General features: G+C 74.2%; 6 protein-coding genes. 1 reads left to right on the forward strand and 5 read right to left on the reverse strand.

The annotated features are described in order from the left end of the window. Window positions 1-208 precede the first annotated feature (208 nt). Both EST54_RS31050 and EST54_RS31055 read right to left on the reverse strand, forming a co-directional pair. Window positions 209-3,703: an ATP-dependent helicase gene (locus tag EST54_RS31050; protein ID WP_129251035.1), complete on the reverse strand. Its 3,495-nt coding sequence runs from the start codon at window positions 3,701-3,703 to the stop codon at window positions 209-211. Window positions 3,704-3,909: 206 nt separating this feature from the next. Continuing rightward, window positions 3,910-4,323, reverse strand: a complete 414-nt coding sequence (locus EST54_RS31055; protein ID WP_129251036.1) for an MGMT family protein — start codon at window positions 4,321-4,323, stop codon at window positions 3,910-3,912. A 188-nt stretch (window positions 4,324-4,511) separates the two neighbouring features. On the opposite strand from EST54_RS31055, the gene EST54_RS31060 reads away from it, so the two are divergent. Then, a complete protein-coding gene (locus EST54_RS31060; protein ID WP_129251037.1) occupies window positions 4,512-7,553 on the forward strand; it encodes a lysylphosphatidylglycerol synthase transmembrane domain-containing protein in 3,042 nt (1,013 codons plus the stop codon). Window positions 7,554-7,646: 93 nt separating this feature from the next. On the opposite strand, the gene moeZ is transcribed toward EST54_RS31060, so the two are convergent. The 3 genes from moeZ to EST54_RS31075 all read right to left on the reverse strand — a co-directional run bounded on the left by moeZ (window position 7,647) and on the right by EST54_RS31075 (window position 10,687). Next, the gene (moeZ, locus tag EST54_RS31065) at window positions 7,647-8,825 is read right to left on the reverse strand and encodes an adenylyltransferase/sulfurtransferase MoeZ (protein ID WP_129251038.1); all 1,179 of its coding nucleotides are present in this window, start codon (window positions 8,823-8,825) and stop codon (window positions 7,647-7,649) included. A 96-nt stretch (window positions 8,826-8,921) separates the two neighbouring features. Then, window positions 8,922-9,743, reverse strand: coding sequence for a spherulation-specific family 4 protein (locus EST54_RS31070; protein ID WP_129251039.1), 822 nt, complete (start codon window positions 9,741-9,743; stop codon window positions 8,922-8,924). Next, window positions 9,731-10,687 (reverse strand): NAD-dependent epimerase/dehydratase family protein, encoded by a 957-nt coding sequence (locus EST54_RS31075; RefSeq protein ID WP_129251040.1) that lies wholly within the window; start codon window positions 10,685-10,687, stop codon window positions 9,731-9,733. Before EST54_RS31075 ends, EST54_RS31070 begins: the two co-directional genes overlap by 13 nt. Window positions 10,688-10,878: the final 191 nt, after the last annotated feature.

Raw genomic sequence — 10,878 nt, forward strand, 5'->3', positions numbered from 1 at the left:
CGCCCCCACCGGCCTCTTCCCACCCACTCACGGGAGGGGCCGCGCCGCAGGACGAAGTCCGGAGGAGCGGCACCGCACCCGACCACCCACGCCCGCCGCAGGCGCAACGGCGACAAACCACCACGGCGGGACAGCCGACAACGTGCGGCGCGCCGCAAAGCGCAACGGCGACAAACCACCACGGCGGGACAGCCGACAACGTGGGAAGTCACTCAACAACGTGCCGCCCCTCCGGCTGTGCGCTGCACGACGCCCGGAAGGTGCAGTGGGTGCAGTGGGTGCCGGTGGTGGGGGTGAACCGCTCCTCCAGGACGCGGCCCGCGGCGGTGGCGAGCAGTTCGCCGACCCACTCCCCCTCCAGTGGCTGCTGCGCCTGGACGGCGGGCAGCGCGTCGCCGCCTTCCTTCTGGGGTGCGCCCAGGCGCAGATGCACCAGTTCCGCGCCGCCCGGGTCCGGGGTGCGGCCGTCGAAGGCGTCGTCGAGGGCGCCCTCGCGCACCGCGAGCTGGTAGACGGCGAGCTGGGGGTGGCGGGCGACCTCGGGTCCGGTCGGCTTCTGTTTGCCGGTCTTGAAGTCGACGACGTACGCCCGTCCCTGCGCGTCGCGGGAGACGTGGTCCATGCTGCCGCGGATCCGGACCTCGTAGGTGCCGGCCCGGAGGGTGAGGTCGAAGCCGTGCTCGGTGGCGACGGTGTCCCGGCCGCGGGTCTCGCGTTCCATGACGTGCCAGCGCAGAAAGCGTTCCAGGGCGGCGCGCGCGGTGTCCTTTTCCTGGCGTGACTTCCAGGGGGCGTCGAAGGCGAGGGAGTCCCATACGGAGTCCAGCCGCTCCATCAGGACGGCCAGATCGGCGGGGGTGCGGCCGGAGGCGACCTCGTCGGCGAGGACGTGCACCACGTTGCCGAAGCCCTGGGCGGCGGTGGCGGGGCTGTCCGCCTTGACCTCGCGGCCCAGGAACCACTGGAGGGAGCAGGTGTGCGCGAGCTGGTCGAGGGCGCTGCCGGAGAGGACCACGGGACGGTCGCGGTCGCGCAGCGGGATGCTGCTGTGGGTGGGTTCGTGCAGGCCCCACCAGGTGTCGGGGTGGGCGGCCGGCACCAGGGGGTGGTGGTCGTCGTCGCGGAGGGCGGCCAGCCGCGCGAGCCGCTGGGCGGCGGCCTCGCGCAGCGCGGGGGTGGCGGCCGGGTCGACGGTGGTGGCGCGCAGCTCGGCGACGAGCGCGGCCACCGAGAGGGGGCGGCGCGGGCGGCCGGTGACGTCCTGAGGGGTGACGCCCAGCTCGGTCAGGAAACGGGACGGCTGGTCGCCGTCGTCGGCCGCGGCCTTCACGGCGGTGACGACCAGCCGTTCGCGGGCGCGGGTGGCGGCCACGTAGAACAGCCGGCGTTCCTCGGCGAGCAGCGCGCCCGCGGGCAGCGGCTCGGCCAGGCCGTCGCGGCCGATCCGGTCGGCTTCCAGGAGCGAGCCGCGCCGGCGCAGGTCGGGCCAGAGGCCCTCCTGCACGCCGGCGACGACGACAAGCCGCCATTCCAGGCCCTTGGCGCGGTGGGCGGTCATCAGCCGTACGGCGTCGGGGCGCACGGTGCGGCGGGTGAGGGTGTCGGCGGCGATGTCCTGGGCGTCGAGTTCCTCCAGGAAGTTGAGGGCGCCGCGGCCGCCGGTGCGTTCCTCGGCGCGGGCGGCGGTCTCGAAGAGGGCGACGACGGCGTCCAGGTCGCGGTCGGCGTTGCGGCCGGCGGCGCCGCCGCGGTGGGCGGCGCGTTCCAGGCGCTGCGGCCAGGGGGTGCCGTCCCACAGCTCCCACAGGGCCTGTTCGGCGGTGCCGCCGCCGGCGAGGAGCGTGCGGGCCTTGTGCAGCAGCAGGCCGAGCCGCTGGGCGCCGCGGGCGTAGCCGGGGTCGTGGGCGACCAGGCGCTGGGGTTCGGCCAGGGCCCGGGCGATCAGCTCGTCGGAGGGGCGGGGCAGCGGCTGCCCGGCGCTGCGTTCCTCCTCGCGCAGGGCGCGGCCCAGCCGGCGCAGGTCGGCGGAGTCCATGCCGCCCAGCGGGGAGGTCAGCAGGTCGGTGGCGGTTTCGGCGTCGAGCCACCGGGGGGCGCCGGCGTCGTCGTCCGGGGCGACCTGCCCCGGTGTGGCGTCGTCGCCCGGGGCGGCCTGCCCGGGGCCGGCGTCCTGGGGGGCGGCCTCGTCGGGCGGGGCGTCAGGGGCGGCGGGGTCGTGGCGCAGGGCGGCCCGTGCCGCCGCCCGCAGCGCCGTCAGCAGGGGGGCGACGGCGGGTTCGTGCCGCAGCGGCAGATCGTCGCCGTCTATGTCGAGGGGTACGCCGGCCGAGGTGAGCGCGCGGCGCACGGCGGGCAACGAGCGCCCGCCGGCGCGGACGAGGACGGCCATCTCGCGCCAGGGCACCCCGTCCTCCAGGTGGGCGCGGCGCAAGATGTCGGCGATGTTGTCGAGTTCGGCGCCGGGCGTCGGGTACGTGTACGCCTCGACGCGGCCGCCGTCCCGTACGGGCACGGGCTCGCGGTGGGCGCGTACCTTCGCGGCGGGCAGGCGGGTCAGCGGCATCCGGCGGGTGAGCAGCCGGGTGGCGGCGAGCAGGGCGGCGCCGGAGCGCCGGGAGGTGCCGAGGACGGCGACCGGGGCGGGGGCGCCGTCGCCGCGCCGGAACGTCTCGGGGAAGTCGAGGATGCCGTTGACGTCGGCGCCCCGGAAGGCGTAGATCGACTGGTCGGGGTCGCCGAACGCGACGAGCGTGCGTCCCGGGGAGCCCGGTGCGGCGGACGCCGTGTGGTTGCCGGCGAGTGCGCGCAGCAGCCGTACCTGGGCGGCGTCGGTGTCCTGGTACTCGTCGACGTAGACCGCGTCATAGGCGGCGGCCAGCTGCGCCGCGGTGTCGGTGTGTTCGGCGAGCAGCACCGCGCGGTGCACCAGCTCGGCGTAGTCCAGTACGCCCTGGGCGTCCAGGACGTCGAGGTATTCGGCGAGGAAGCCGGCCGCGGCGCTCCAGTCGGGGCGGCCGGTGCGGGCGGCGAAGGCGGCGAGGGCGTCGGGGCCCAGGCCCAGTTCGCGGCTGCGGGCGAGCACCGCGCGGACCTCGTCGGCGAAGCCGCGGGTGGTCAGGCACGCCCGCAGCTCGTCCGGCCAGCGCACCCGGCCGCGGCCCGCGCCGGCCAGTTCCGCCTGTCCTGCGAGGAGTTCACGGACCACGAGGTCCTGCTCGGGTCCGGACAGCAGCCGTAGTGGGTCGGCGAACAGCTCGGCGTCCTGGTGGGCGCGGACCAAGGCGTAGCAGAAGGAGTGGAAGGTCGTCGCCTGCGGGATGCCCGGCCGGCGCGGGCCGCTGCCGGGGCCCGCGGGCCCGGCGGACGGTGCGTCCGGTCCGGACAGCCGGGCCGCGAGCCGGTCGCGGAGTTCGACGGCTGCCTTGCGGCTGAAGGTGAGGACGAGGATCCGTTCGGGGTCGTCGCCGGAGCGCACCCGGCGGACCACCGACTCCACCAGCGTCGTGGTCTTGCCGGTGCCCGGCCCGGCCAGCACCAGCAGCGGCCCGTGCCGGTGGTCAACCACGGCGCGCTGGGCTGCGTCCAAGGCAGGAGGATCCACCCGCCCCGGCGCGGTGCGCACCAGCCGGTACGCGCCGGCGGCGTCCCGCCGTGCCGCCCGGTGGGGCTGCGTGGGCGGGGCGGCCGAGAAGGAGGAACTCACGTGGATCGCCGGTCCTGAGGAGGGTGCTGGTCGTGGAGCAGAGGGGCTGCGGGCCGCCGCGCGGTGCGCGGAGCGGGTCGGGCTGCCGGCCGGGCGGCTCGGCGCGCGGCGGGGCCGTCGCCCGGACGGCGCTGCCCGACGCTACGCCAGGTGTCCGGCGGGCCCGGCGGCGGCCTCCCGGTGCGCCGGGAGGCGGGGCGCCGGCACTACGGCAGCCCGCTGGGAGGGGTGCCTTCCTGGCGCCCGTCCCAGCGGGCGCGCCGCATGTCGAGGCGCGGTATGTGCCCGCGCGTCACCGGGGCGCCTCGGGTGCCCCCTGCGGGGGTGTCCCCCGTCGGGGTGGTGCGCAGCGGCGTGCCCTCGTCGCGGTAATGGGCGAGCGCGCGCAGTTCGCTGCCGGGCAGCAGCACGCCGTCCGCGCGCACCACCCGCCACCAGGGCACCGCGCCGCCGTAGAGCGCCATGACCCTGCCGACCTGCCGCGGTCCTCCCTCGTCGAGCCACTCGGCGACGTCCCCGTACGTCATCACCCGGCCCGCCGGGATCAGCTCGGCGACGGCGAGGACCCGCTCCGCGTATGCGGGGAGCTCACCCGCCGTCGAATCTCCGGTCCCACTCATTCGGTCCATCCTGCCGCACGGCACCGACAATGGGATCGGGCACACGGTGGTGCACCACCGGACAGGTCGCCGGGGCGGCGCCGCCGGCCCCGGTCGGCGGCGGATGTTCCGCTTCCCGCTCCCCCGAAATGCACCCTGATGCCCTCCTCCACCGGTCGGTCGTGCCACCATCTTCCGGACGGTGACTGGTGATACGAGATCAAGAAGAGACGGCCGAGCAGCAGGGCGCGGCGCCTCCACGGGAGGCGGGCGCCCCTGAGGCGCGGTCCGTCGACGCCGCCGGCACCGCGCACGGACCGGCCGCGGCGACCGGGCTGCCGGAGCGGCAGCAGGCGGCACCACAGGGGAAGCACCAACGGAGGCCGGCCACGGCTTCCGCTACCGAAAAGGCGAGCACGATCGAGAAGGCCGAACGACCAGGGGCGTCCGAGAGGCCACAAGGACCCGAGGAGCCCGAGCCAACCGAGCGGCACCAGGAGGAGCGGGACGACAAGCAGTCCGATCAGGTCGAGGACGGCCGGGCCGGGCAGGACCGCGGCGCGCAGGACCGCGGCGAGCGGCCGGCGTCCGGGGCTTCCCGGGGACGGGCCCGCACGGGCGCGCACCGCAGCGACCTGACCGCGGACGAGCACGGCGAATTCCACGTCGACCGGGTCTCCGGCGACGAGCCGCTGCTGCCCGCCCGGGTGCACCGGCCCTCCGACCTGCTGCGGCTGCTGCTCGGCATGGCCGGGATCGCGCTCGTCCTCGCGCTCGCCACGTTCGCGCACGGCACCACCCAGGGCCTGGAGAACGACATCGGCACCGGCGCCAAGGCGGCGCCCCCGCTGCTGATCAACCTGGCGGGGCTGACGTCCAGCGTCGCGGTGCTGATCGTGCCGGTGGCGTTCGCCGTCGAGCGGCTGATCAAGCGGGACGGGCTGCGGATCGCGGACGGGGTGCTCGCCGCCGTCCTCGCCCACGGGGTGTCGCTGGCCACCGACCTGTGGGTGGCCGAGTCCGCCCCCGCCTCCATCCGGGACGCGCTGACCCAGACCCTGGACAACGGTTCGCTGTCCGCTCCGGTGCACAGCTATCTGGCGCCCGTGATCGCCTATATGACGGCGGTGGGAATGTACCGGCGGCCCCGCTGGCGGGTCGCGATGTGGTGCGTGCTGCTGCTGGACGCGTTCGCGGTGCTGGTCGGTCGGTACACCACACCGTTCGCGATCATCACGACCGTACTGATCGGCTGGACCGTCGCCTACGGCACCCTCTACGCCGTCGGCTCCCCCAACGTCCGCCCCACCGGCCAGAACCTCCTCGCGGGGCTGCGCCGGGTCGGCTTCCATCCGGTCTCCGCGCTGCGGGCGGAGGACGCCGGCGCGGAGACGCCCGAGCACACCGACCGCGGCCGCCGCTACCTGGTGACCCTGGAGGACGGCCCGCCGATCGATGTCACCGTCGTCGACCGCGAGCAGCAGGCGCAGGGCTTCTTCTACCGGGTGTGGCGCCGGCTGTCGCTGCGCGGCATCAATCAGCGCCGCAGTCTGCAGTCGCTGCGCCAGGCGCTGGAGCAGGAGGCGCTGCTGGCGTACGCGGCCATCGCGGCCGGCGCCAACGCCCCGAAGCTGATCGCCACCTCGGAGCTCGGCCCGGACGCGGTGATGCTGGTCTACGAGCACATCGCCGGCCGCAGCTTCGACTCACTGGCCGACGAGGAGATCACCGACACGCTGATGCACAGCGCCTGGCGGCAGGTCGAGGCGCTGCAGTCGCGGCGGATCGCGCACCGGCGGCTGGTGGGTGACGCGCTGCTGGTGGATCGTTCCGGCAATATCGTGCTGACCGAGCTGCGCGGCGGCGAGATCGCGGCCGGGGACCTCGTCCTGCGGATGGACATCGCCCAGCTGCTGGCCACCTGCGGACTACGGGTCGGTGCCGAGCGGGCGGTGGCCGCGGCCGTCGAGGTGCTCGGCCCGGACGCGGTCGCCGACAGCCTGCCGCTGCTCCAGCCGATCGCGCTCAGCCGCACCACCCGTGCCACGCTGCGGCAGCTCGCCCGCGAGCGCTCCCAGCGGGAGCGCGATGCGGTGCTGGCCGCGTCGCAGGCCGCCAAGGAGGCCCGGGAGGCGCGCGAGGCGGAGGGCACCAAGGACCGCAAGACGCTGCGGGCCGAGCGGCACGCGGAGAAGAACGCCGAGAAGCGCGCCCTGGACGAGGCCTCGGAGGAGGCCCGTGAGGAAGACCTGCTCGCGCAGATCCGACGGCAGGTGCTGCTGATCCGTCCGACGGCGGTGATCCAGCCCGCCAAACTGGAGCGGCTCAGCCCGCGCATCCTGATCAGCTGGATCGCCGGCGCCTTCGCGGCGTATCTGCTGCTGACCCAGCTCATCCACGTGAACCTGGGCGATGTGGTCAGCAAGGCCGGGTGGGTATGGGTGCTGGTCGCGATGTTCTTCTCGGCGCTGACGTACATCGCGGCGGCGATGAGCCTGCTGGGGTTCGTCACGGAGCGGGTCTCGTTCGTCCGGACGGTCATCGCGCAGATCGCGGGCAACTTCGTGAAGCTGGTGGCGCCCGCGGCGATCGGCGGGGTGGCGCTCAACACCCGCTTCCTGCAGCGCGCCGGGGTCCGGCCCGGTCTGGCGGTGGCGAGCGTCGGCGCGTCCCAGCTGTTCGGTCTGGGCAGCCACGTCCTGCTGCTGCTGGTCTTCGGCTATGTGACCGGCACCCAGGAGCAGACCCCGTCGATCTCGCCGTCCCGTGCGGTCATCGCCGGGCTGCTGACCGTGGCCGTCCTGGTCCTGGTCGTCACGGCGGTGCCGGCGCTGCGCAAGTTCGTCTCCCGGCGGGTGCGGTCGCTGTTCGCGGGGGTGGTGCCGCGGATGCTGGACATCCTGCAGCGGCCCGGGAAGCTGGTCACCGGCATCGGCGGGATGCTGCTGCTGACGGCGGCGAACGTGATGTGCCTGGACGCCTCGATCCGGGCCTTCGGCGGCGGCGACAAGATCACCTACGCGGGTATCGCGGTCGCCTTCCTCGCGGGGAACGCGCTGGGCTCGGCCGCGCCGACCCCCGGCGGGGTGGGCGCGGTCGAAAGTGCGCTGATCACCGGGCTGACCCTGGCCGGGCTGCCCGCCGGCACTGCGGTCCCGGCGGTGCTGCTGTTCCGGCTGCTGGTCTTCTGGCTGCCGGCGCTGCCGGGCTGGCTGGCGTTCAACTATCTGACGCGCAAGGGCGAGATCTGAGCCTCGGCCGGCGGGGTCCGCTCCGCCGCAGCGCACGAAGGCGCCGGTCCGTACGAGACGGACCGGCGCCTTTGCGTGTGGGGTGCGGGGCGGTCAGTAGACCGGCTTCTCCGGCTCGACCGTGTTGACCCAGCCGATGACGCCGCCGCCGACGTGCACGGCGTCGGCAAAGCCCGCGGACTTCAGCACGGCCAGGACCTCCGCCGAGCGGACGCCCGTCTTGCAGTGCAGGACGATCTTCCGGTCCTGCGGGAGGTCCTGGAGGGCGGTGCCCATCAGGAACTCGTTCTTCGGGATCAGCCGGGCGCCCGGGATCGAGACGATCTCGAACTCGTTCGGCTCGCGGACGTCGATGATCTCGATCTTCTCGTCGCCGTCGATCCACTCCTTGAGCTGCCGGGGAGTGATCGTCGAGCCGGCGGCGGCCTCCTGGGCCTCCTCGGAGACCACGCCGCAGAACGCCTCGTAGTCGATGAGCTCGGTGACGGTCGGGTTCTCCCCGCAGACCGCGCAGTCCGGGTCCTTGCGGACCTTGACCTGACGGTAGGTCATCTCCAGGGCGTCGTAGATCATCAGCCGGCCGACGAGCGGGTCACCGATACCGGCGAGCAGCTTGATGGCCTCGTTGACCTGGATGGAGCCGATGGAGGCGCACAGCACACCGAGGACGCCGCCCTCGGCGCAGGAGGGCACCATGCCGGGCGGCGGGGGCTCCGGGTACAGGCAGCGGTAGCAGGGGCCGTGCTCGCTCCAGAACACCGACGCCTGACCGTCGAAGCGGTAGATCGAACCCCAGACGTACGGCTTGTTCAGCAGCACACAGGCGTCGTTGACCAGGTAGCGGGTGGCGAAGTTGTCGGTGCCGTCCACGATCAGGTCGTACTGCGCGAACAGCTCCATGACGTTCGTGGAGTCCAGGCGCTCTTCGTGCAGGTTGACGGTGACGTACGGGTTGATGCCCAGCACCGTGTCCTTGGCGGAGGCCGCCTTGGAGCGGCCGATGTCCGCCTGGCTGTGGATGATCTGGCGCTGCAGGTTCGACTCGTCGACCTCGTCGAACTCCACGATGCCGAGCGTGCCGACGCCGGCCGCGGCCAGATACATCAGTGCGGGCGAGCCCAGGCCACCGGCGCCGACGCACAGCACCTTGGCGTTCTTCAGCCGCTTCTGCCCGTCCATCCCGACATCGGGGATGATCAGGTGGCGGGAGTACCTGCGGACCTCATCGACGGTGAGCTCGGAAGCGGGCTCGACCAGGGGTGGCAGCGACACGGGAACTCCGTTGGTCGGTCTTGATGGGGTTCCCCCCGCACGGGCGGAGCCGAGAGTGGGGGAGATTGCTCTCCCGTAACACTGCCACGCCCTTCTTCATTCCGAGACACCTGTTCCGATGCGCGAGACGAAATCGTCCCAGTAACCGGGCAGTGACGCCCAGGCGTCCCCGGTGGCCCCTGCCGCCTCGGCGGCTCGGCGGTCGGTGAGGTAGACCGTGCCCGCTCCCTGCCAGCGGGCGATCCGCAGTGCCTCGTCGAGATGGCTGCGGGGCACCCCGTGAACGAGGTGACAGAACCGCTCCGGAGGGTAGTCGGCGGTCCACTCGGCCACCTGGGACCAGCGGTAGTCGTCCCAGCAACCGGCGAAGGTGACGAGCTGGTCGGCGGACTCGGCATAGCCGGGGTGGGGGTGGCTGCCGTGCCCGAAGACGAGGTGGCCGCCGCCGCACAGGGCACGCAGGGTGGTGGCCAGGCGCCGGGTCGCGGGCAGCTGGGTCCGGTCGGTGGGGCAGCGGTCCAGCCAGAAGCCGTCGGCCCGGTACCACTCCAGGTAGCGGCGGGCATCGGTGAGCAGCTCCCCGAAGGGGCGGGTACCGAGCCCCAGGTCGAGGTGGCCCAGTATCCGTACGCCCGTCTCGCGCACCCGGGACGCGGCCGGCAGGCAGTGCGGGTCGGGGCGGGCACCGGGCCCGTTGGACACATTGAGCACCGCCCAGTGCACCGCGCCCGGCCTCACCGGCGCCGGGCCGCCACGGCCCGGCGCGTACCGCGGCAGGAAGCCGCCGGCGCAGCGCAGCAGTTCGGCCCACTCGGCGGGGGCCAGCAGCGGATGGGCGAAGCCCGGTACGCCGATGCCGGCCCCGGTGGCGCCGGTCGGGGCGCGGCTGCCGCCAGCAGAGGTGGTCAGATGCGACATGCGGCCTCCATCCAGATGTCCGCGAGGGACTCCTCCAGCACGATCCGGGGACGCCAGCCGAGCCGGTCGCGGGCGGTGCGCACATCGGCCTGCTGCCAGGTGCCGCAGCCGTCCGGATACGGGTAGGTGGCGGGCGGCGAGCCGACCGGGTGCTCGGGGGACGGGCCGGGGATGACGAGCCGGGCGGGCGGGGAGTCGATCTCGTGCAGCGCACCGCCGAAGCCGGCGACCCGGGCGAGCACGGACGCGGCCTCGCGCAGCCGGACGGCGCGGCCGGTCCCGATGTTGACGACGCCCTGCGCGGCGGACAGCGAGGCGGCGTGCACCGCGCGGGCCACGTCGCGGACGTCGACGAAGTCCCGCTGCACCCCGAGCCCGCCGAGCTTGAGCTCGCTGTCGCCGGACTGCATGGCACGGCGCATCGCCTCGGCGAGCCGGCCCAGCGGCGACCCCGCCGGGGTGCCCGGGCCGACCGGCGAGAAGATCCGCAGCACGACCGCGTCCAGCCCGGAGCCCAGGACGAGTTCGGTGGCGGCGAGTTTGCTGACGCCGTACGGGCCGCCGGGGCGGGGCACCGCGTCCTCGGCGGTGGACGAGCCGGGCTGGGAGGGCCCGTACTCGGACCCGCAGCCCAGGTGGACGAGCCGGGCACCGCAACTGCTGCGGCGCAGCGATTCGCAGATGGTGGCGACCGCGACGGTGTTGTGCCGGGTCAGCTCGCGGGCGCCGCCGCGGGTGGCGCCCGCGCAGTTGACGACGACGCCGGGGTGGACCGCGTCGAGGAAGCGGGTGAGCGCGCCGGGGCTGCCGGTGGCGAGGTCGAAGCGGACATCGGCGTCGTCGCCCCGCCCCAGGGCGGTGAGCTGGACGGCGGGGTCGGCGAGCAGACGGTCGGCGACATAGCGGCCCAGGTAGCCGTTGGCGCCGATGAGCAGCACCCTCATCGTGCATCCCCCCGGTCCGCGTGGCGTGTGGTCGGCTGGACGTTCATCTGTCGTGCTCCTAAGGCGGATCGAGGGAAGTACGTCGTCGGCCGCGGAGCCGGGGCCCGCCGCGAGGACGGGGGCCGCATGGGGGGTGAGGTCCGCGGCCGACGACGTACTTCCCTCGATCCGCCTTAGGAGCACGACAGATG

The sequence above is a fragment of the Streptomyces sioyaensis genome (assembly GCF_004122735.1).
GTDB lineage: Bacteria > Actinomycetota > Actinomycetes > Streptomycetales > Streptomycetaceae > Streptomyces > Streptomyces sioyaensis.

Excerpts from the sequence above, each read along its gene's own strand:
- EST54_RS31055 (WP_129251036.1), bottom strand. The coding sequence starts at position 4,323 with ATGAGTGGGACCGGAGATTCGACGGCGGGTGAGCTCCCCGCATACGCG.
- EST54_RS31070 (WP_129251039.1), bottom strand. The coding sequence starts at position 9,743 with ATGTCGCATCTGACCACCTCTGCTGGCGGCAGCCGCGCCCCGACCGGC.
- EST54_RS31075 (WP_129251040.1), bottom strand. The coding sequence starts at position 10,687 with ATGAGGGTGCTGCTCATCGGCGCCAACGGCTACCTGGGCCGCTATGTC.